21 protein-coding genes are annotated in these 20,378 nt (G+C 73.1%); 8 read left to right on the forward strand and 13 right to left on the reverse strand.

Going from position 1 to position 20,378, the window contains the following annotated elements:
- The first annotated feature begins 53 nt into the window (after nt 1-53).
- Nucleotides 54-1,472 carry a GNAT family N-acetyltransferase gene (locus ACFV7R_RS25070; protein ID WP_385267126.1) on the forward strand — a complete coding sequence of 473 codons (1,419 nt, stop codon included), beginning with the start codon at nt 54-56 and terminating at the stop codon, nt 1,470-1,472.
- A gap of 63 nt (nt 1,473-1,535) precedes the next feature.
- Here the strand turns inward: ACFV7R_RS25070 and ACFV7R_RS25075 are convergent, their stop codons facing one another.
- Nucleotides 1,536-2,714 (reverse strand): trans-sulfuration enzyme family protein, encoded by a 1,179-nt coding sequence (locus tag ACFV7R_RS25075; protein WP_385267129.1) that lies wholly within the window; start codon nt 2,712-2,714, stop codon nt 1,536-1,538.
- 60 nt (nt 2,715-2,774) lie between these two features.
- Between ACFV7R_RS25075 and ACFV7R_RS25080 the strand changes: the two genes are divergently transcribed.
- Nucleotides 2,775-3,266 carry an Lrp/AsnC family transcriptional regulator gene (locus tag ACFV7R_RS25080; RefSeq protein WP_385267132.1) on the forward strand — a complete coding sequence of 164 codons (492 nt, stop codon included), beginning with the start codon at nt 2,775-2,777 and terminating at the stop codon, nt 3,264-3,266.
- A gap of 33 nt (nt 3,267-3,299) precedes the next feature.
- On the forward strand, nt 3,300-4,991 hold the full coding sequence (locus ACFV7R_RS25085; RefSeq protein ID WP_385267134.1) for a DUF885 domain-containing protein: 1,692 nt from the start codon (nt 3,300-3,302) through the stop codon (nt 4,989-4,991).
- On the opposite strand, the gene ACFV7R_RS25090 is transcribed toward ACFV7R_RS25085, so the two are convergent.
- The gene (locus tag ACFV7R_RS25090) at nt 4,992-5,837 is read right to left on the reverse strand and encodes an SDR family oxidoreductase (RefSeq protein WP_385267136.1); all 846 of its coding nucleotides are present in this window, start codon (nt 5,835-5,837) and stop codon (nt 4,992-4,994) included. It lies immediately after the preceding gene.
- A 76-nt stretch (nt 5,838-5,913) separates the two neighbouring features.
- Nucleotides 5,914-6,393 carry a rhodanese-like domain-containing protein gene (locus tag ACFV7R_RS25095; protein WP_385267138.1) on the reverse strand — a complete coding sequence of 160 codons (480 nt, stop codon included), beginning with the start codon at nt 6,391-6,393 and terminating at the stop codon, nt 5,914-5,916.
- Nucleotides 6,394-6,514: 121 nt separating this feature from the next.
- Here ACFV7R_RS25095 and ACFV7R_RS25100 point away from each other — a divergent pair, with 121 nt between their 5' ends.
- Complete coding sequence (locus ACFV7R_RS25100) at nt 6,515-6,961, forward strand: Lrp/AsnC family transcriptional regulator (protein WP_385267141.1); 447 nt, start codon at nt 6,515-6,517, stop codon at nt 6,959-6,961.
- A 187-nt stretch (nt 6,962-7,148) separates the two neighbouring features.
- On the opposite strand, the gene ACFV7R_RS25105 is transcribed toward ACFV7R_RS25100, so the two are convergent.
- The 5 genes from ACFV7R_RS25105 to ACFV7R_RS25125 form a co-directional block, all read right to left on the reverse strand.
- On the reverse strand, nt 7,149-10,142 hold the full coding sequence (locus ACFV7R_RS25105) for an AAA family ATPase (protein WP_385267143.1): 2,994 nt from the start codon (nt 10,140-10,142) through the stop codon (nt 7,149-7,151).
- 28 nt (nt 10,143-10,170) lie between these two features.
- Nucleotides 10,171-11,334 (reverse strand): exonuclease SbcCD subunit D, encoded by a 1,164-nt coding sequence (locus tag ACFV7R_RS25110; protein ID WP_385267145.1) that lies wholly within the window; start codon nt 11,332-11,334, stop codon nt 10,171-10,173.
- Nucleotides 11,335-11,474: 140 nt separating this feature from the next.
- Nucleotides 11,475-12,101: a YigZ family protein gene (locus ACFV7R_RS25115; protein ID WP_385267147.1), complete on the reverse strand. Its 627-nt coding sequence runs from the start codon at nt 12,099-12,101 to the stop codon at nt 11,475-11,477.
- Nucleotides 12,102-12,151: 50 nt separating this feature from the next.
- A complete protein-coding gene (locus ACFV7R_RS25120; protein ID WP_385267150.1) occupies nt 12,152-12,715 on the reverse strand; it encodes a SixA phosphatase family protein in 564 nt (187 codons plus the stop codon).
- Nucleotides 12,712-13,488: a hypothetical protein gene (locus tag ACFV7R_RS25125; protein ID WP_385267152.1), complete on the reverse strand. Its 777-nt coding sequence runs from the start codon at nt 13,486-13,488 to the stop codon at nt 12,712-12,714. The genes ACFV7R_RS25120 and ACFV7R_RS25125 overlap by 4 nt, the downstream gene beginning before the upstream one ends.
- A gap of 144 nt (nt 13,489-13,632) precedes the next feature.
- Between ACFV7R_RS25125 and ACFV7R_RS25130 the strand changes: the two genes are divergently transcribed.
- Nucleotides 13,633-14,040 (forward strand): CoA-binding protein, encoded by a 408-nt coding sequence (locus ACFV7R_RS25130; RefSeq protein ID WP_385267155.1) that lies wholly within the window; start codon nt 13,633-13,635, stop codon nt 14,038-14,040.
- Nucleotides 14,041-14,078: 38 nt separating this feature from the next.
- Nucleotides 14,079-15,302: a 4-hydroxybenzoate 3-monooxygenase gene (locus ACFV7R_RS25135; protein WP_385267157.1), complete on the forward strand. Its 1,224-nt coding sequence runs from the start codon at nt 14,079-14,081 to the stop codon at nt 15,300-15,302.
- Between the two features lies 1 nt (nt 15,303).
- Here ACFV7R_RS25135 and ACFV7R_RS25140 read toward each other — a convergent pair whose 3' ends face one another.
- Nucleotides 15,304-15,663: a metalloregulator ArsR/SmtB family transcription factor gene (locus ACFV7R_RS25140; RefSeq protein ID WP_224735406.1), complete on the reverse strand. Its 360-nt coding sequence runs from the start codon at nt 15,661-15,663 to the stop codon at nt 15,304-15,306.
- Nucleotides 15,664-15,747: 84 nt separating this feature from the next.
- Between ACFV7R_RS25140 and ACFV7R_RS25145 the strand changes: the two genes are divergently transcribed.
- Entirely contained in the window at nt 15,748-16,827 is a 1,080-nt protein-coding gene (locus ACFV7R_RS25145) for a cation diffusion facilitator family transporter (protein WP_385267159.1), read from the forward strand.
- Nucleotides 16,828-16,829: 2 nt separating this feature from the next.
- Here the strand turns inward: ACFV7R_RS25145 and ACFV7R_RS25150 are convergent, their stop codons facing one another.
- From ACFV7R_RS25150 to ACFV7R_RS25160, 3 genes are all read right to left on the reverse strand, one after another.
- Nucleotides 16,830-17,387 (reverse strand): YbaK/EbsC family protein, encoded by a 558-nt coding sequence (locus ACFV7R_RS25150; protein ID WP_385267162.1) that lies wholly within the window; start codon nt 17,385-17,387, stop codon nt 16,830-16,832.
- A 43-nt stretch (nt 17,388-17,430) separates the two neighbouring features.
- A complete protein-coding gene (locus tag ACFV7R_RS25155) occupies nt 17,431-18,003 on the reverse strand; it encodes a helix-turn-helix domain-containing protein (protein WP_385267165.1) in 573 nt (190 codons plus the stop codon).
- A 121-nt stretch (nt 18,004-18,124) separates the two neighbouring features.
- A complete protein-coding gene (locus ACFV7R_RS25160) occupies nt 18,125-18,889 on the reverse strand; it encodes an acyltransferase (RefSeq protein WP_385267167.1) in 765 nt (254 codons plus the stop codon).
- A 106-nt stretch (nt 18,890-18,995) separates the two neighbouring features.
- Between ACFV7R_RS25160 and ACFV7R_RS25165 the strand changes: the two genes are divergently transcribed.
- Entirely contained in the window at nt 18,996-19,523 is a 528-nt protein-coding gene (locus ACFV7R_RS25165; RefSeq protein ID WP_129797487.1) for a gamma carbonic anhydrase family protein, read from the forward strand.
- Nucleotides 19,524-19,583: 60 nt separating this feature from the next.
- On the opposite strand, the gene ACFV7R_RS25170 is transcribed toward ACFV7R_RS25165, so the two are convergent.
- Nucleotides 19,584-20,243: a DedA family protein gene (locus ACFV7R_RS25170; RefSeq protein ID WP_385267169.1), complete on the reverse strand. Its 660-nt coding sequence runs from the start codon at nt 20,241-20,243 to the stop codon at nt 19,584-19,586.
- Between the last annotated feature and the right edge of the window lie 135 nt (nt 20,244-20,378).

The raw sequence follows: 20,378 nt of genomic DNA on the forward strand, positions 1-20,378 counted from the left end.
GCGTTCGTGATCACGCAACACCTTTCCTTCACAGTGGCTGCATGAGTCGAGACATGTCTGATGTGACGCGTACGAAAAACGGGCGTCCTGTGCACCACTGGCGACGGGACGTCGTCGAACTCGCCGCCCTCTTCACCGCCGTCGCGGTGGCCGATGCCGTGGCGAACCTGATCGGGCACGGACCCGACGGTCCGGCGCTGCTGGTGATCTCGGCGGTCGTCCTGCTCGCCACGGCCGCCTTCCACACCTGGTGGGCACGGCGCCACGGTCACGCTCCTCCGAAGAGCGATACCGGCGCCCGGCCGCGCTCCCCGGAGCAGCAGGCCGGGCCGTCCGCGAGCCCTGAGTCCGAGGGCGGGGAGGGCACGCTGTGGCGGATGCGGACGACGGTGAAGGACGAACCGGGCTCGCTGGCCGCACTGTGCACGGCCCTCGCCGGGCACCGGGTCGACATTCTGAGCCTGCAGACGCATCCGCTGGGTGACGGCACGGTCGACGAGTTCCTGCTGCGGGCTCCCGCAGAGCTCGCGGCGTCCGAGATCACCCGGGCGGTCTCGCGGGCGGGCGGTACGGACACCTGGATCGAGCGGGCCGACGCCCACGACCTGGTGGACGCGCCGACCCGGATCCTCGGCCTCGCCACCCGCACCGCGCTGGACGACGCCGAACTGCCGCTCGCCCTACGGCAGTTGCTCGGCCGGTGCACCATCCGTTCGCTGCCCGCCCCGGCAGGGGGCGGCGACCGTGGGACGGACGGCATTGCGGTGGAGGGAGCCCTGGAGGACACCGTGATGCGGCTGCGCGCACCGGAAGGCGGAGTGATCACCGTGGAACGGCCGTATCTGCCGTTCACACCGACCGAGTTCGCCCGGGCGCGGGCGCTGGTGGAGCTGGACGCCCGGCTCGGCCCGCGCATCCCGCGCAGCCAGGACGTGCTGACGCTGCCGCAGGGCAGTGCCATCACGGTGCGCCGGGCCGACCCGAGCGACCTGGAGGCCGCGAAGGAGATGCACGAGCGGTGCTCGCAGAGGACGCTCACGATGCGGTACCACGGTCCGGTCGGTGACGCGGACCGCTACCTCAACCATCTGCTCAGCCCGCGCTTCGGCCGGACGCTCGCCGTGCAGACCGCGTCGGGCCACATCGTCGGGCTCGGTCATCTGCTGTGGGACGGGGACGAGACGGAGGTCGCGCTGCTCGTCGAGGACGAGTGGCAGCGGCGCGGCATCGGCGGCGAGCTGCTCGGCCGCCTGGTGACGATGGCGGTGGAGGCGGGCTGCGAGAGCGTGTACGCCGTGACGCGGTCGTCCAACACCGGCATGGTCGCCGCGATGCGCGGACTGGGCCTGCCGCTCGACTACCAGATCGAGGAGGGCACGCTGGTGATCACGGCCCGGCTGGAAGCGACGCCGGTCAGCTCGCGGCTGCCGTACGACCACGAAGAGGCGGGACAGCCCAGCGTGCGGGACTGACCCTTCGACGTCCGCAGGGAACGGCCCGGTGGTGAACGCCGGGCCGTTTGCGCGTGCCCCGGATCAGCCGCGCGCCGCCCCGGCTCGCTGCTGCTGCGGCGGCGACACACGCTCCCCCAAGGCGCGGTCCAGGTCGGCCCACAGGTCGTCCACGTCCTCCAGGCCCACCGACATCCGCAGCAGCCGGTCGCTGACTCCGGCGCCCCGACGGTCCTCCGCGTCGACGATGCGATGGCTGATGGACGCCGGGTGCTGGATGAGGGTGTCGACGCTGCCGAGGCTCACGGCGGGAGTGATCAGCCGAACACCGCCGATGACCGCGTGCGGGTCGCCGAGCACCTCGAAGGCGATCATTGCGCCGCCGATGCGGGGATAGTGGACGCGGGCGACACGCGGGTCGGCGGCAAGGCGCCGGGCGAGCTCGGCGGCGTTCGCCGACGCGGCCCGCACCCGGACCGGAAGGGTCGAGAGGCCGCGCAGCAGCAGATAGCCGGCCAGCGGATGCAGCACGCCGCCGGTGGCGAACCGCACCTGCCGCAGCCGCCGGGCGAACTCCTCGTCGCAGGCGACCACACCGGCCATGACGTCCCCGTGCCCGCCGAGGTACTTGGTGGCACTGTGCAGCACCAGCCGTGCACCCTGCTCGGCGGGACGCTGCAGCACCGGCGTGGCGAAGGTGTTGTCGGCCAGCAGCGGGACGGAACCGCAGGCGTGGGCGACAGCCCGCAGGTCGAGTTCGGCGAGGGTGGGGTTCGCCGGGGACTCCACCATGACCAGCCCCGTGTCGGGGCGCAGCGCGTCCGCGATGCCGGCCGGGTCGGTCCAGGTGACCTCGCTGCCGAGGAGGCCGGCGGTGAGCAGGTGGTCGCTGCAGCCGTACAGCGGACGTACGGCCACGACGTGGCGCAACCCCATGGACCCCCGTACGAGAAGGACCGCGCTCAGCGCGGCCATGCCGCTGGCGAACGCCACGGCCGACTCGGTGCCTTCGAGGCGGGCCAGGGCGGTCTCGAAGCGGGCGACGGTGGGGTTGCCGAGCCGGGCGTAGACGGGGGCGCCGTCCGGTTCCGCGCCGGTGGCGGCGAAGGCGTCGATGCGGGCGGCCTCGCCGCGGCTGTCGTACGAGGGATAGGTGGTGGACAGGTCGATCGGCGGGGCGTGCAGTCCCTGACGGGCGAGGTCGTCGCGGCCGGCGTGCACGGCCTCGGTGGCCAGTGCTCTCGATGCGATAGGCGTGTCCATGGAGGGAAGGGTGAACACTGACCGGGTCACTGGCTGCAGAAGCCGTGATACGTTCGACAGATGGCCGAATCTGTCGTACTTGATCCGGTGGATCTCGATCTGCTGCGGCTGTTGCAGAACGACGCCCGGACGACCTACCGCGATCTCGCCGCCCAGGTCGGGGTCGCCCCGTCGACCTGCCTGGACCGGGTGACCAGGCTGCGCCGGGCGGGCGTGATCCTCGGCCATCAGCTGCGGCTGGATCCGGCCAAGCTGGGGCGTGGGCTGCAGGCACTGCTGTCGGTGCAGGTCAGGCCGCATCGGCGGGAGTTGGTGGGACCGTTCGTGGAGCGGATCCGGGCGCTGCCGGAGTCGCTGACCGTCTTCCACCTCACCGGTCCCGACGACTATCTCGTCCATGTCGCGGTCGCGGACATGGCGGATCTGCAGCGGCTGGTCCTGGACGAGTTCACGTCGCAGCGCGAGGTCGCCCGCGTGGAGACCCGGCTGATTTTCCAACAGTGGGACTGCGGCCCGCTGTTGCCGCCTTCGCCGTCGGCTCAATCCGGGTGACGCGCGGCGGCACCTCGTATGAGGATGGTCCGCATGTCACAGACCAACAGCCCGCTGCCCCGTGAGGTAGCCGACGCCTACGTCGACGAGCTCATCGCCCTCGATCCGATCACCGGTACCTATCTCGGCGTGCAGGAGAGTTCGAGCCGCCTGCCCGACACCTCGCCCGCGGGCCAGGAGGCGCTCGCGGAGCTGGCGCGCAGGACGCTCGCGCGGCTCGACGAGGCCGAAGGCCGGCCCGGCGCGGACAGTGGCATCGAGCGCCGGTGCGCACGCCTGCTGCGCGAGCGGCTCACCGCCGAGCTCGCCGTGCACGAGGCCGACGAGGGGCTGCGCTGGGTCGGCAACCTGGGCACGCCTGTGCATTCGGTGCGCGAGGTGTTCACCGTGACACCGACGCAGACGGAGGAGGACTGGACGGCCGTCGCCGAGCGGCTGCGGGCGGTGCCGACCGCGCTGGCCGGCTACCGCGAGTCCCTCGCGCTCGGTCTGGAACGCAAGCTGTACGCGGGTCCGCGGCCGACGGCGACCCTGGTCGAGCAGCTCACCGAGTGGTCGGACACCGACGGCACCGGCCGCGGCTGGTTCGAGGACTTCGCCTCGGCCGGCCCCGAGTCGCTGCGCACGGAGCTGGACGACGCCGCCCGCGCCGCGACGGCGGCCGTCGTGGAACTGCGGGACTGGATGCGTGACGTGTACGCACCGACAGTCGAGGGCGCGCCGAACACCGTGGGCCGGGAGCGCTACGCCCGCTGGTCGCGCTACTTCAACGGCACCGACCTCGACCTGGACGAGGCGTACGCGTACGGCTGGGCCGAGTTCCACCGCATCCTCGCGGAGATGAAGCAGGAGGCCGAGAAGATCCTGCCCGGCGCGAAGACGCCGTGGGTGGCGCTCGCGCACCTCGACGAGCACGGCCGGCACATCGAGGGCGTCGACGAGGTCCGGCAGTGGCTGCAGGACCTGATGGACCAGGCGATCGAGGCGCTGGACGGCACGCACTTCGAACTCGCCGAGCAGGTCCGGAAGGTGGAGTCGTGCATCGCCCCGCCCGGCAGTGCGGCGGCCCCCTACTACACGCCCCCGTCGGAGGACTTCTCCCGTCCGGGCCGCACCTGGCTGCCGACCATGGGCCAGACCCGGTTCCCGGTGTACGACCTGGTCTCGACCTGGTACCACGAGGGCGTCCCCGGCCATCACCTCCAGCTGGCCCAGTGGACGCATGTCGCCGGGAACCTGTCCCGCTACCAGGCCACGGTCGGCGGGGTCAGCGCCAACGCCGAGGGCTGGGCGCTGTACGCGGAGCGCCTGATGGACGAGCTGGGCTTCCTCACCGACGCGGAGCAGCGGCTCGGCTATCTCGACGCGCAGATGATGCGGGCCGCGCGGGTCATCGTGGACATCGGTATGCACCTGGAACTGGAGATTCCGGCGGACTCGCCCTTCCACCCCGGTGAGCGCTGGACCCCCGAGCTGGCCCAGGAGTTCTTCGGCGCGCACAGCAGCCGGCCGGCGGACTTCGTGGAGAGCGAGCTGACCCGCTATCTCACGATTCCGGGCCAGGCGATCGGCTACAAGCTCGGTGAACGCGCCTGGCTGCTGGGCCGCGAGAACGCCCGCAAGCGGCACGGTGACACCTTCGACCTCAAGGCCTGGCACATGGCGGCCCTCTCCCAGGGCTCCCTGGGCCTGGACGACCTGGTGGACGAGCTGTCCGCCCTCTGATCAGCGCCGGAATCCGCCCTCGGAGTCGATGACCTGACCGGTGATCCACGCCGCCTCGTCCGTCGCCAGCCAGGCGATGAGGCGGGCCGGGTCGTCGGGCATGCCCCACCGTCCGGCGGGGAACCGCTCGGCCACGGCCGCGTAGGCCTCGCCGGTCAGGTAGTCCGTGTCCACGGGACCGGGGTTGACGGTGTTCACCGTGACCGCGTGCTCGGCGAGCGTCGTCGACAGGGAGCGGGTGATCGAGGCGAGGGCACCCTTCTGGAGGGCGTAGGCGATCTCACCGGGCATCCCGCCCGCGATGTCCTGTCCCGAGGTCATCATCACCACGCGCCCGCCCGGCGTACGCGGCGGCAGCCCGGCCCGCAGCCGCGCATACTCCTGCACCAGCAGCAGGACCGAGCGGGTGTCGACCGCCCAGTGGGCGTCGAGCATCGTGGCGTCGATCGTGTCGAGAGTGCCGTCGGAGCCGCTGAGGGCGTGATTGGCGATGAGGATGTCGAGCCGTCCGCCGAGTGCCGCGGCGGCGGTGGCGATCAGCTCGGCGGGCGCGTCGGGGTCGGAGAGGTCGCACGGCCCGGCGACGACCCGGGCGTCCGGGTCGCCGAGCGCCCCGCGCACGGAGGCGAGCACGTCCTCCGGCCGGTCGGCACCCCAGGGCATGGCGGCGTCGTGCGGCACATGGTGGTGCAGATAGACGCCTGCCCCGTACGCGGCCAGCCGCCGGGCCACAGCATGCCCGATGCCGCCTCGCCGGCTCGCCCCGGTGACAAGCGCGGTCCGGCCGCGCAGGGGCAGGGGGTCGCGGCGCAGCTCTTCGGGGGCGGGGTGCGGAAGTTTCGGCATGCCGAACATGATCGGGAAGCTGCGGGCGGGGCGCACATGAATTTCCGCACCGGACGTCCGCACGGGGCGTGTGGCGTCAGCAGCCGCAGTCCTCCGCGTCGGCCGGCGCCGTCAGCGGGTCGGCGGGGCGTCGCTCGCGGCCCTGCCAGGTCTCGTACTCGAAGCCCTCGCGTACCCAGTACTCGAAGCCGCCGAGCATCTCCTTGACCTGGTAGCCGAGTTCGGCAAGGGCGAGGGCGGCACGGGTGGCGCCGTTGCAGGCGGGGCCCCAGCAGTACGTCACGACCGGCACCGACCGGTCGAGGAGCTGCTCGGCCTGCTCCGGGATGAGGGCGGTCGGCAGGTGGACGGCGCCCGGGACATGGCCCTGCTCCCAGGACGCGGTGGAGCGGGAGTCCACGACGACGAAGCCGGCGCCGCCGGCCGCGAGCGCGGCGGCCACGTCGGAGACATCGGCGTGGAAGGTGAGGCTTGCGCGGAAGTAGGCGGCAGCCTCGGCCGGGGCGGCGGGGGCGACCCGCAGGACGGGGTTGACGGCGGTCGTGCTGCTGCTCATCTCTGGCCTTCCGTTGCGGGCTTCGTCGACCGGAAATCTACGCCGGGTGATCCCCTTCCTTAAGGAGCGATCCACGGCATTCCCCTTGATCAGCCGGGGTTTTCCCTGCTATCCATCGGGGATGACCGCGTTTTCCCCGGACGCCACCGACTGGCGCATCCTCGATGTCCTGCAGCGGGAGGGCCGGGCCAGTTTCGCCGAGCTGGCACGTGCCGTCTCGATGTCCGCGAGCGCGGTCACGGAGCGGGTGCGGCGTCTGGAGGAGGCGGGGGTCATCCAGGGGTACGCGGCCGTCGTGGACCCCGAGCGGCTGGGGCTGCCGGTCCTGGCGTTCGTGCGACTGCGCTATCCGAACGGCAACTACAAGCCGTTCCACGATCTCGTCGCCGCGACCCCCGAGATCCTGGAGGCGCATCATGTGACGGGCGACGACTGCTTCGTCATCAAGGTCGCCGCGCGCTCGATGCGCCATCTGGAAGAGGTGTCCGGCAAGATCGGCGCACTGGGCTCGGTGACCACGAGCGTGGTCTACTCGTCCCCACTGCCGCGCCGCCCGTTGGGCCAGTGAGCCAGGGCCTGTCGTTTGGATCATGCCGGCGTCGCGGGGTCTGGCACGCACATCTGCGGCGTTGTCGTCGGTCGCCGACGCTCCGCGTCGACTCCCTCCTCCGCCTTGCAGCTGCACGCACCAGACCCCGCTCGGGTCGCCCGAAAGGCTCCGCGCCTCACAGCCGGCCTGATCCAAACGACAGGCCCTAGCCGACGCCCCGCTGCCGCAGCACCGACCCCGAGCGGCCCTTCACCACCTCCAGCTGCGCATGGATCCGCCGCCGCAGATCGGCGACGTGGCTGACGATGCCGACGCTGCGGTCCCGCTCGCGCAGCGAGTCGAGGACGTCCAGGACCTCGTCCAGCGTCTGGTCGTCGAGGCTGCCGAAGCCCTCGTCGATGAACAGGGTGTCGAGCCGCACCCCGCCCGCCTCGTCGGTGACGACGTCCGCGAGACCGAGGGCGAGCGCGAGCGACGCGAAGAACGTCTCGCCGCCCGACAGGGTCGCCGTGTCCCGCTCCCGCCCGGTCCAGGCGTCGACGACGTGCAGCCCGAGGCCGCTGCGGCCGCGGCCGGTGCGGTCGTCGGAGTGGACCAGGGTGTAGCGGCCGGAGGACATGCGGTGCAGTCGTACGGTCGCGGCGGCGGCCACCTGTTCCAGGCGGGCCGCGAGGACGTACGACTCCAGGCGCATCCTGCGCTCGTTCTCGGCGGAGGTGCCGGCCGCGAGCCCGGCCAGCCGGGCCACCCGGTCGTACTCCTCGCGCAGCGGCCCCAGCCGTCGTACCCCGGCGACGGCCCGCGCGGAGAGCCGGTCGAGTTCGCTGCAGCGGCGGGCGGCGGCATCGCATGCGGAGGCCGCGTCACGCATCCGCTGGGCCGCCACCGCTGACGTGCGCTCGGCCGTGGCGAGGTCGGCGCGCGGCTGCCGGGCGGCGGCCGCGGTGTCGTCCTCGGCCAGGACCGCGCGTACGGCGGCCTCCTCGGACTGCCACGCCTCCAGCCGTCGTTGCAGCTCACGGTGTGCGGTGTCGTCCAGCAGGGCGGCGGCCGCGGCCTGCGGGGTGTCGAAGCCGGCGCGGAAGGCGGCGTCGGCGAGCCGGGCGTCGGCGTCCTTGAGCCGCTGGGCCGTGTCCTCGGCGGCGCGGGCCGCGTCGGCCGCCTCGGTGAGCCGGGCGACCTGCAGCTCCAGTTGCGCGGCGCGCGCGGCCACACTGCCCGAGGAGCCCCGCGCCTGCGCCAACTCCCCTTTCAGGGAAGTCCTTTCGCGGTCCAGGGCCTCCCGGCGGGCCAGCCGGGAGGCAGCCCGCAGCTCGGCCTGTCGCCGGGCGGTGGTCCGCCGCTCGTGTTCGTGCTCGGCGTGGCGCAGTTCCTCGCGCGCGGCGTGCAGCCCGGACGCGTCCCGGCGGGCCTGTGCAAGGAGCCGCTCCAGTTCCTCGGCTTCGTCGGCGAGTTGGTCCGTCGGGGCGTCGCCCGCTTCGGCGGTGGCGGCGGCGAGGGCCTCTCGTACGAGGGCGAGGCGCCGCTCGTCCTCGGTGTGCGCTTCCTCCGCACGCTGGTAGGCGGTCAGCGCCCGCTCCTCCGCCTCGCGGTCCACGTGCCCGGCGATCTTCCGGGCGGGGGCGGGGTGTTCGGTGGCACCGCAGACGGCGCAGGGCTCGCCGTCCTCGAGGTTCGCGGCGAGTTCGGCGGCGATGCCGTCGAGACGCTGTTCCTTCAGGTCGAGCCAGTGCGCCCGGGCCTGCAGCGCACGCTCTCCCGAGGCAAGGGCCTGCTGCTGGGCCCGCTCCGTGTCCCCGGCCAGCTGGTCGCGCAGCCGCGCGGCGCCGAGCCGCTGCTGCACGGGCTCGCGCTGCACGGCGAGCTGCTCTGCCCTGGAGACGGCCTCCTGCGCGGAGTCGATGCGCGCCTGCAGCCCGGCCCGGGTCGTCTCCCACTCGGCCAGCCAGGCCTCCGCCTCCCGGAGGGCGTCCTCGTCGGCGCGCTCCTGGCGGTCCAGGTCGACGCGTTCCCCACCGAGTGCGGCCAGGCGCTGCTCGGCGCGGCGGGCGGATTCGAGGCCGCCCAGCTCCTCGGCGGTCCGGCGCGCGGCGGCCGCGAGCCCGGCCGCACCCGCTTCGGCGAAGCCGTCCGGCAGCGCGGCACGCGCCTGCGCCTCGGCCGTCGCCGCCTGCCGGTGTTCGGCGCCGGCCGACTCCCGCAGCTCCAGGGCGGGCGCCACCGCCTCGGCCTTGCGGCCCCGCTCCATGCGCTGCCGGTCCGCCCGGTGGGCCTCGCTCCGCTCCTCCAGCAGCCGGGCCCGCTCCTGCGCCTGCGCGAACCGCTTCTGCAACCGGTCCACTTCGCGTACGCCGTCGAGCGCGCGGTCGGCGGCGGCCTGGGCGGCCTCGGCGGCGGCCAGGCCGCACCGGGCGACGGTCAGCTGTTCGCGGGCGGTGCTGCGGGCGACGGCGGCGGCGGTCAGGACGGCCTCGGCCAGGCCGGGATCGCCGGGCGCCAGTTCGGGCAGTTCCATGGAGTCGGCCGCGGCCTGCTGCATGCGGTGCGCCTCGGCCAGCAGCGCCGCGTCCCCGTCGCGCACCCCGGCCTCGGTGGCACGCCGGCGTTCGGCGAGCCGCTTCTCGACCTCCGCGAAACGGCGGGTGTCGAAGAGGCGGCCCAGCAGCCTCCCGCGGGCCTCGGCGTCGGCGCGCAGAAAGCGTGCGAAGTCGCCCTGGGGCAGCAGGACCACCTGGCAGAACTGCTCGCGGCTCATGCCGAGCAGCTGGATGATCTCCTCGCCGATCTCCTGGTGGGAGCGGCTGAGGTCCTTCCAGCTGCCGGCCGTGGCGTCGTACTCGCGCAGCCAGGTCTGCGCCTTGTCCAGTGTGGTGCCCGTGCCGCGCTTCTTGGGGCGCTCCCACGGCGGCTGCCGGGTGATCTCCAACCGGCGCCCGGCGACGGTCAGTTCGAGGGTGACCGACGTGCGCGTGGCGGGGGCGGCGTGGTCGCTGCGCAGGGTCGTGCCCTGGCCGCTCTGCCGGGCGCCGGGTACGGAGCCGTAGAGCGCGTAGCACACGGCGTCCAGGACGGACGTCTTGCCGGCGCCGGTCGGTCCGTGCAGCAGGAAGAGTCCCGCGGCCGACAGTTCGCCGAAGTCGACGGTCTGGGTGCCGCCGAAGGGGCCGAAGGCGGTGATGTCCAGCCGGTGCAGCCTCATCGGGAACCCTCCACCACGGTGTACGGCATCACCGCGCCACCTCCCGCACGGCCTGGTCCGCGCGCACCGCGTCGAACGCGTCGCGCAGAACGACCTGTTCGTCCGCGTCGGGCCCCGCGCCGCGCACATGGGCCACGAAGTCCTCGGCGATCTGCTGGTCGCTGCGGTCCGCGAGGCGGCGGGCGTAGGACACCTCGGGTTCGCCGGCGGCCCGCTCGGGGTCGAAGACGAGGCTGAGGGCGTGGGGGAACCGCTCGGTGAGGCGGGCCATGGGGTCGGCCGGGCGGACCGGGTCGGTGAGCGTCGCCTCGACCCAGGCCTCCTGGTGCGGCGCGAGCGCCGGATCGGCGAGCAGCTCTTCCAGCCGGCCCCGGATCCGGGCCAGCGGGCGCGCCACCGGGCAGTCGATGCGCTCGGCGGCGACCGAGCCGTCGGCGTCGAGGTCGACGAGCCACATGCTCTTGCGGTGCGCGGTCTCCGAGAAGGAGTACGCCAGCGGAGAGCCGGAGTAGCGCACGCGCTCGGTGAGGGTCTGGCAGCCGTGCAGATGCCCGAGCGCCACGTAGTCCACGCCGTCGAAGACGGCCGCCGGCACCGACGCCACACCGCCGACGGTGATGTCCCGCTCGCTGTCGCTGGCCTCGCCGCCGGTGACGAAGGCGTGCGCGAGGACGACGGACCGCGTGCCGGGGGCGCGCGTGGCGAGGTCGGCACGGACCCGGTCCATGGCAGCGGCGAGCACGGCCTCGTGCCCCGGCTTCTCCACCCCGAACTCGTCCTTCACCAGGGCGGGTTCGAGGTACGGCAGACCATAGAAGGCAACGTCGCCGAAGTCGTCCCGAAGCACCACCGGCGTGCCGCACGCCGACGGCTCGGTGCGCAGATGAATCCCCGCCCGGCCGATCAGCCCGGCACCGACCCCGAGGCGGCGGGCGGAGTCGTGGTTCCCGGAGATCATCACCGTCGGCACGCCGAGGTCGGCAAGCCGGTGCAGGGCGTCGTCGAACAGCTCCACCGCGGCCAGCGGCGGTACGGCCCGGTCGTACACGTCTCCCGACACGACGACCGCGTCCACCTCGTGCTCCCGCACGGTCGTGACGAGGTGGCCGATGAACTCGGCCTGGGCGCCGAGCATGCTCACCCGGTGGAACGCCCGGCCGAGATGCCAGTCGGAAGTGTGCAGCAGTCTCATGATCCCCGAGACTAACGGCCGGGTCCGACACCCCGGGCGGTTACTCCTGTATCGCCCCGTCATGACCAGCCCGGCGCACATCTGTTGTGACCACTTGACACCGATTGCCCGCCCATCCTTGTGGGGCACAGCACCCTTCGCTACGCGTCCCCGTACGCCTCCCCGCCCAGCTCGAACCCGGCCGTCCCGGCGGTGACATCCGCGAGCCAGGCCCGGAAGGCGTCCACGTCGGCGTCCGGGAGCCCGATCTCGATCGTGACCGCCTCCGCGTAGCGCACGTCCCGTACCTCTCGGCCGGTGGCGCGCAGGTCGTTCTGGACCTTGCCGGCCCGCTGGTGGTCGACGGTCACCGTGGCCAGCCGGAAGCGGCGGCGGGTGAGCGTGCCGAGGGCGTCCAGGGCCTCGCCGACCGCTGAGCCGTACGCCCTGATGAGGCCGCCCGCACCGAGCTTGACCCCGCCGTAGTAGCGGGTGACGACGGCGACGACGTACCGCATGTCGCGGCGCAGCAGCATCTGGAGCATCGGGACGCCGGCGGTGCCGCCCGGTTCGCCGTCGTCGCTCGCCTTCTGGACCGAGGCGCCGGCGCCGATGACGTACGCCCAGCAGTTGTGCGTGGCGTCGGCGTGCTCCTTGCGCACGGCGGCGATGAAGTCCTGGGCCTCCTGCTCGGTGGCGGCCGGGGCGAGGGCGCACAGGAAGCGCGAGCGGTTGACCTCGGTTTCGTGCACGCCCGCGCGGGCGACCGTGCGGTACTCGTCCTGCATCGGGCCAGCCTATGCGGTACGCGCGCGTGCGCCGGGCCGGGAGAGGCGCCCTACTTCTTGCCCGGCTTCTTCGGCTTCTTCTTTCCTCGCGGCACGATCACCGCCGTCAGCAGCGCCCTGCCCGGCGCGAGGGTGTGCCAGCCGCTGCCGTACCAGGCCAGGACGGCGATCGCCGAGGTGGGGAACTTCACCCGGACCCGGTCCAGTGCGTCGTCGAGGCCGTCCCCGGCGAGCGCCAGGACCAGCTCCTCCAGACCGGGGTTGTGCCCGATCAGGAGCAGCGTCTCGACCTCCGGCGGCACCTCGTGCACGACGGCCAGCAGGTCCGGCACGTCGGCTCCGTACAGCCGCGAATCGTGCCGTACGGGCGGCGGGGTGCCCCACTGGGCGGAGGTGAGTTCCCAGGTCTGGCGGGCACGGGCGGCGGTGGAGCACAGGGCGAGGTCGGGCAGGCAGTCGGCCTCGGCGAGCGCGCGCCCCGCGGCCGGCGCGTCCCGTCGGCCGCGGGGCGCGAGCGGGCGCTCGTGATCGGCGACGTCGAGCGGCCAGGCGGACTTGGCATGCCGGAGCACGACCAGACGACGCAGCGGGCCGGATCCCGCCCGCGTGATCATGCCGGGGATCCCAGATCGCGGGCCAGGTCGAGCCCGAGCAGCCGGTCCGTGTAGGCGTACGTCTCGAACCGCGCGCCCTCCGGCAGGTCCGGGTCGGTCTCCACGCGGCGCAGGACGTGCAGGACCGACGGGACGTCCAGATCGTCCTCCCATGCGGTACGCAGCTGTTCGCGGACCTCCTCGGGAACGGGCCGCGAAGGGCGGCGCGCCCAGGTGGCGACGGCCCGGCGCCAGCGGGCGAGGGTGTCGCGGGCCTCGTCCAGGGCGGCGGCGTCGAGACGCACCGGACGACTTCTGTGCGGGGCGAGCAGCGCCAGACGCAACACGGCGGGATCGGCGCTGCCCGCGAGAGCCTGTCCGAGGTCGACCGGCCCGCGGTCCACGGGCGCGACCGCGACGCGCACTCCGTCGGGTGCCGCCCCGCCCTCCCTCACCACATGGAGGACCTGCCGCTCGACCGGCCCGGCGCCGACGTCGCTGCGGTCCTCGAAGGGCCGGATGCCGAGGGCCGCCGCGGCCGTGCGCAGTTCCGCCCGCTCCCGCTCGCCGGACAGCAGACCCAGGACCGGCGTACCCCCGAGTTCCAGGGCGCGGACCAGGACGTCCGCGACCAGCAGCACACGCAGGGCCGTGGCGTCGAGTCCGGGCGCGTGGGCCTCGACGCGGGTCAGTCCCCGGCGGGTGGCGGACGCGTCGACGGTTTCGCCGGTTCGGGCGTCGATGATGCGCAGCACGGGGCGAGCGTAGGCGCGCGGGCGGTCGTACGCAGGCATCTGGTGTGGTTCCGGACAAGGTGGCGGGGTTCCAGCATGCACCCGGGGACCGATCGAGGGAATCCCCGCACGCGGCCGCCCGTTGCAGTACAGAGCGGTTGTACCGCGTGTCCAGCATGGTGACGAGGCCCAAGGAGGCCCACGGTGTACGGCGACGAAGCGACGGTCCGCAAGATCCTCACCGAGCTGGGAGACACCTGGGCGGTGGTGGGCCTGTCGTCGAACCAGGACCGCGCGGCGTACGGCGTCGCCCGGGTCCTCCAGCGCTTCGGCAAGCGGATCGTGCCGGTCCACCCCAAGGCGGAGACGGTGCTCGGCGAGCAGGGCTACGCCTCCCTCGCCGAGATCCCCTTCGACGTGGACGTCGTCGACGTCTTCGTCAACAGTGGCCTCGCCGGCGCGGTCGCCGACGAGGCGGTCGCCAAGGGCGCCAAGGCGGTCTGGTTCCAGCTCGGCGTCATCGACGAGCCGGCCTACGACCGCACCCGCGCCGCGGGCCTGGACATGGTGATGAACCGCTGCCCGGCCATCGAGATACCGCTTCTCGGCTAGGGCCGACGGGCCGGGCCGGCCGTGGCCATAATGCTCGGGTGACCAACCCCTCCCCCCACATCAACTCCCTTGCCCCGCAACGGTTTCCGGTCGTCATCGTCGGCGCCGGGCCGGCCGGGCTGACGCTCGGCAACATCCTGCGGGCCGCGTCCGTCGACTGTGTGGTGCTGGAGGTGGAAAGCAGGGAGTTCATCGAGCAACGGCCGCGGGCCGGGGTCCTCGAGGAGTGGGCCGTGCGCGGGCTCGAGCGGCGGGGCCTGGCCCGGAACCTGCTGGAACGCGCCCAGGTGCACACCCAGTGCGAGTTCCGCTTCGGCGGGCAGCGTCACCGGTTGTCGTACGCCGAACTGACGGGGCAACACCACTTCGTCTACCCGCAGCCGCTGCTGGTGACGGACCTGGTGCGCGAGTACGCCGACATACGCGCCGGGGACATCCGGTTCGGAGTGCGGGACGTCCAACTGCACGACCTGGACACCGACCGGCCCTCGGTGTCGTACACCTGCCCCGAGACCGGTCGACGTCAGGTGCTCCACTGCGACGTCGTGGCCGGCTGTGACGGGGCGCGCGGCGTGGCGCGGACGGCGCTGCCGCCGGAGCGGGTCCGCATGGCGCGGCACGACTACGGCATCGGCTGGCTGGCACTGCTCGCCGAGGCGCCGCCGTCGTCCGACTGTGTGGTGTTCGGCATCCACCCGCGCGGGTTCGCCGGACACATGGCCCGCAGCCCTCAGGTGACCCGCTACTACCTGCAGTGCCCGCCGGGCGACGACCCGGAGAACTGGCCGGAGGACCGCGTCTGGGCCGAACTCCAGGAGCGGCTCGGCGCGACGGACACACCACCGCTCACCGAAGGCCGGCTGCTCGAGAAGCGCGTGCTCGACATGCACAACTACGTCGTCGAGCCGATGGCGTACGGCCGGCTGTTCCTGGCCGGCGACGCGGCCCACCTCACCGCGCCCATCGCCGCCAAGGGCATGAATCTCGCCCTCCACGACGCCTTCCTGCTCGGCGACGCGCTCGTCGCGTACCTCACCGAGGGCGATGCGAGCGGGCTGCACGGCTACTCGGCGGACAGCCTGGGCCGGGTGTGGGACTACCAGGAGTTCTCGCAGTGGCTGTCCGAGGTGTACCACGGGACCGCTTCGGGCGACCCGTACCGCGCGGGCACCGCCCTGGCCCGGCTGCGCCGCCTGTTCACCTCTCCCTCCGCCGCGACCGCCTTCGCGGAGCAGTACCTCGGCATGGACGCGACGACCTGACTCAGTCGTGCTCCGGCCGCCCGGTGAGCCGGTGGTCGGCGAGGCTCAGCGCCTCGTCCAGGACCCTGCGCAGATGGCCGTCACGCAGGGCGTAGATCACCCGGCGGCCCTCCTTGCGCGTGGTCACCAGTCCCGCGAGCCTCAGCCGTGCCAGGTGCTGGCTGACCGCGGGCCGCGCCGCACCGCACGCCTCGGTGAGCGTGGTGACGTCGGCCTCACCACCACTCAGGGCGTGCAGCAGGGTCAGGCGGGTGCGGTCACCCAGCAGCGCGAGGAGTTCGGCGGCGAGCGCGAACTGCTCCTCGCCCGGGGTGCGCGGATGCGCATCGTGCGCAGGTGACAGGTGCATGCGTGCGCTCATACGCACATAATGCCCCCGGGGAGCGGGTACGTCCACCAACGCACCGAACCCGTTCGTCCACCCGCGCACCGGGAGGGGATCCACGTGAGCGACCGGCACGACCACCTGCACGATCACGGACATCCGCACCCTCACGGGCACGGCGAGCACAGCCACAGGCGTGAGGACCGCCCCGAGAACGGCCTCCGCCGTCTCACCCACGCCCTCACCCCGCACTCCCACGACACCGCCGACAAGGTCGACACCGCCCTGGAGTCATCGGCCCGCGGGATGCGTGCGCTCTGGGTCTCACTGGCGGTACTCGGCGCGACCGCGCTGGCGCAGGCGGTCGTGGTGGCGGCGTCCGGGTCGGTGGCGCTGCTCGGCGACACGGTGCACAACACCGCGGACGCGCTGACCGCCGTACCGCTCGGCATCGCCTTCGTGCTGGGCCGCCGCGCGGCGACCCGCCGCTTCACATACGGCTACGGCCGCGCCGAGGACCTGGCGGGCATCGTGATCGTGCTGACGATCGCGGCGTCCGCCGCCTTCGCCGGGTGGACGGCGATCGGGCGGCTGCTCGACCCGCGCCCGGTGGAGCACATCCCGGCGGTCGCGGTGGCCGCCCTGGTCGGTTTCGCGGGCAATGAATGGGTGGCGCGCTACCGGATCCGTGTCGGCCGTTCGATCGGCTCGGCCGCACTGGTCGCGGACGGACTGCACGCGCGTACAGACGGATTCACGTCACTGGCGGTGCTGATCGGCGCCGGCGGCGCGGCGCTGGGCCTGCAACTCGCCGACCCGGTCGTGGGGTTGGCGATCACCGCGGCGATCGCCCTGGTGCTGCGGGACGCGGCGCGCGAGGTGTTCCGGCGCGTGCTGGACGCCGTCGACCCGGCCCTGGTGGACCGGGCGGAGCGGGCGTTGCGTGAGGTGCCGGGCGTGCACGAGGTGGGCGAGCTGCGGCTGCGCTGGATCGGTCACCGGCTGCGGGCCGAGGTCGCCGTCGTGGTGGACGGAGACGTGACCGTACGCCAGGCCCACGCGATCGCCGTCGAGGCCGAACACGCCCTGCTGCACGCCGTACCGCGCCTCACCGCCGCCCTGGTGCACGCCGACCCGGCCCACGCCCCGGGCGAGGCCGACCCGCATCTGGCACTGGCCCACCACGCGACGGCCGCCTGAACTCAGGCGATTCCCAGCCCCTCCAGCACCACCGCTCCCGGCAGTTCCGCGAACGCCTTCCCGGGAACCAGCAGTTTGCCGCGCCGCCGGCCGCTGCCGACCAGGACGTACGGCAGGTCGACCACGGCCGAGTCCACCAGCACGGGCCAGTCGTCCGGCAGTCCGATCGGGGTGATGCCGCCGTACTCCATGCCGGTCTCGCCCGTGGCCATGTCCATCGCGGCGAACGAGGCCTTGCGGGCACCGAGTTGGCGCCGGACGGTGCCGTTGACGTCGACCCGGGTGGTGGAGAGCACGACACAGGCGGCCAGCGTCGTCTCGCCGCCGCGCCTGCCCGCGACCACCACGCAGTTCGCCGACCGCTCCAGCAGTTCCTGGCCGTAGTGCTCCACGAAGACGGCGGTGTCGGCCCACTGCGGGTCGGTGTCGACGTAGACGATCTGGTCGGCGGGGACGCTGCCGCGCCAGTTCCGTACGGCGTCGGCGACCGGGCGGGTCAGTACGTCGAGGCGGTCGGGGGCGGGGGCGGCCTGGTCGAAGTGTCCGATGGGTGCGCGCATGCCGGCACGCTAACAGCCGCCCCGCCGGCGGAGACGGGGTGTCTCAGTGCACGGGCGGCACCGAGACGGCCAGCACCAGCTCCGTCGGGACGTCGCCGTCGTTGCCGTACGTGTGTGCCGCACCCGCCTCGAAGAACGCGCTCGCGCCCGCCGGGACGCGGTACTCGACTCCGTCCACGGTCAGCGTCAGCTCACCGGCCGTGACGTGGAGGAGTTCGACGGTGCCGGTGGGATGCGGGTCCGAGGAGCTGCTCTCGCCCGGCATCAGCCGCCAGTCCCACATCTCCAGCGGGCCGGGAGCCTCCGTGCCCACGAGGAGCCGGCTGTAGCTGCCCGCGTCGGTGTGCCACAGCCGCACCACCTGCTCGGCCGGGACGACCCGCACCTTCGGGCCCTGCTCGTAGTCGAGGAGGGTCGTGACGCTGACCCCGAGCGCATCGCCGATCTTGACGACCGTACCGAGGCTGGGGTTGGTCCGGGCCTGCTCGATCTGGATGAGCATGCCGCGGCTGACCCCGGCGCGGGCGGCCAGCGTGTCCAGGGTGAAGCCACGCTCGGTACGCCAGCGCCTGACGTTGCGCGCCAGGGACTGGGTCAGCAGATCGAGGTCCGACACATTCCGTCCAATAGCCTGGATGATTGGGTTCATTCTACTGAACTGCGGGTCGGGGCACCCAGGCACCTCGTTCGTGCGCCGCACTGCACTGCGCCGTCAGCCGCAGAGGTGGGGCGGCCCCTCAGGACTCGAGGTCCAGCTCGGCGAGCTTCGCCGCCGTCTCCTCGTCGAGGCCCGCGAGCGCCAGCAGCTGATCGGACGTGACCCCGTCGGGTATCGGCACCGGCGCCGGGGTCCTGAGCGGCGGCTGCCAGCCGTCCGTGGATGTCCAGCGCCGTACGACACGGGCAGGCGCCCCCGCCACCACCGCATGGTCGGGCACCACACCGCGTACCACCGCCCCCGCGGCCACCACCACGTTCCGCCCGATCCGCGCGCCCGGCAGGATCACGGCGCCGGTGCCGATCCAGCAGCCCGGTCCGATCTCCACCGGCTCCATCCGCGGCCACTGCTTGCCGATGGGCTGGTGCGGATCGTCGTACGAGTGGTTGGTGGACGTGACGTAGACGTACGGCCCGAAGTAGCAGTCGCTGCCGATGGTGACCGTCGTGTCGGCGATGACGTGGCTGCCCCGGCCGAGGACGACACCGTCGCCTATGCGCAGGATCGGCTCGGGGCCGAGGTCCAGGTCGGGCATCAGGCCGGCGGTCAGGGTGACCTGTTCGCCGACGATGCAGTGGGCGCCGAGGTGGATCCAGGGTTCGCCGAAGACCGTACCCAGGGGGAAGGCGAGCCTGGTACCGGTTCCCATCGCGCCGAAGCGGAACCGTCCCGGGTGCTCGGCAGTGACCGAGGCCGTGCGCTGCAACCAGGCCCAGCCCGCGTGGACGGCCCGCTGCGCCAGGCGGCGCCGCCAGGATGAGAACGTGTTCTTGCTCTTCGGCACCCGCTCACGGTACTCAGCGTCGGCTGCCCCCAAGGGGCGGCGGGGCTGTGATCTTCGCCCCACCGGGTGGCGTACCGTGCGTGTTGTTCACGACGAGGAGGCGGAGATGGCACAGCGGGCGTTGATCACGGGCATCGGCGGCAAGGAGCCGAAGGTCGATCCGGAGGCGTTCCTGGCGCCCACGGCTTCGGTGATCGGGGACGTGACGCTGGGGGCGGGGGCGAGTGTCTGGTACGGGGCCGTACTGCGCGGCGACGTCGAGCGGATCTCCGTCGGCGCGAGCAGCAACGTCCAGGACAACTGCACCCTCCATGCGGATCCGGGGTTCCCGGTCAGTGTCGGGGAACGGGTGTCGATCGGGCACAACGCCGTGGTGCACGGTGCGACGGTCGAGGACGACTGTCTGATCGGGATGGGGGCGACCGTGCTCAACGGGGCGGTGATCGGTGCCGGTTCGCTGGTCGCCGCGCAGGCGCTGGTGCCGCAGGGGATGCGGGTGCCGCCGGGGTCGCTCGTCGCCGGGGTACCTGCGAAGGTCCGGCGGGAACTCAGTGCCGAGGAGCGGGAGGGGGTCACGCTCAACGGGACGATGTACGCGGAGTTGGCCAAGGCCCACCGCGAGGTGCACGAGTGAGGCAGGGCGCGGGCCGTGGCCGGCCGGTCGCGCCCGCGCGGCGAAGCCGCATGGCGCCCCTCAGGGGGCGCTGTCGCCGACCGGCACCGGCTCCGCACCCGACTCCGGCCGCGCGACCTGCACCTTCTTCGCCTTGCGCTTGAGCACCAGCATCGACGTGAGGCCGATCAGCACCGCCAGCACCAGCCCCACCCACGAGAACCGCTTCAGCCATGCCTCGGCGACGACGCCGACGTAGTAGATGACCGCGGTGGTGCCGCCGGCCCAGAGGATGCCGCCGAAGACGTTGGCGATCAGGAACTTCCAGTACGGCATCCGCAGCACGCCCGCGAGCGGCCCGGCGAAGATCCGCAGCAGGGCGACGAAGCGGCCGAAGAAGACGGCCCACATGCCCCACTTCTCGAAGGACCGCTCGGCGGTCGCGATGTGCGCCTCGCTGAAGTGCCGCGGGAACTTCCCGCCGAGCCAGGCGAGCAGCGGCCGTCCGCCCTTGCGGCCGATGGCGTAGCCGATGGAGTCGCCGATGATCGCGCCGGCGCTGGCGCACGCGCCGAGGATGACGGGATCGATGTCGCCGTGCTGGGAGGCGAGCAGCGCGGAGGAGACCAGGATGATCTCGCCCGGCAGCGGGATGCCCAGGCTCTCCAGGCCGATGACCAGCCCCACCAGCGCGTAGATGCTGACCGCGGGTACGGTCTCGAGCCACTCCTGGACGTGCACCGCCGGTTCCTCCGAATTGCGTGCCTTGGTGGAAGCCGCAGACATACGGCGTGGGGCCCGCCCCCGCGCCCCCCCCCCCCCCCCCCCGGGGCCCCCCCCCCCCCCCCGGGGCCCCCCCCCCCGCGGGCGGGGCGG

Source organism: Streptomyces sp. NPDC059866, assembly GCF_042731325.1.
Lineage (GTDB): Bacteria > Actinomycetota > Actinomycetes > Streptomycetales > Streptomycetaceae > Streptomyces > Streptomyces flavusporus.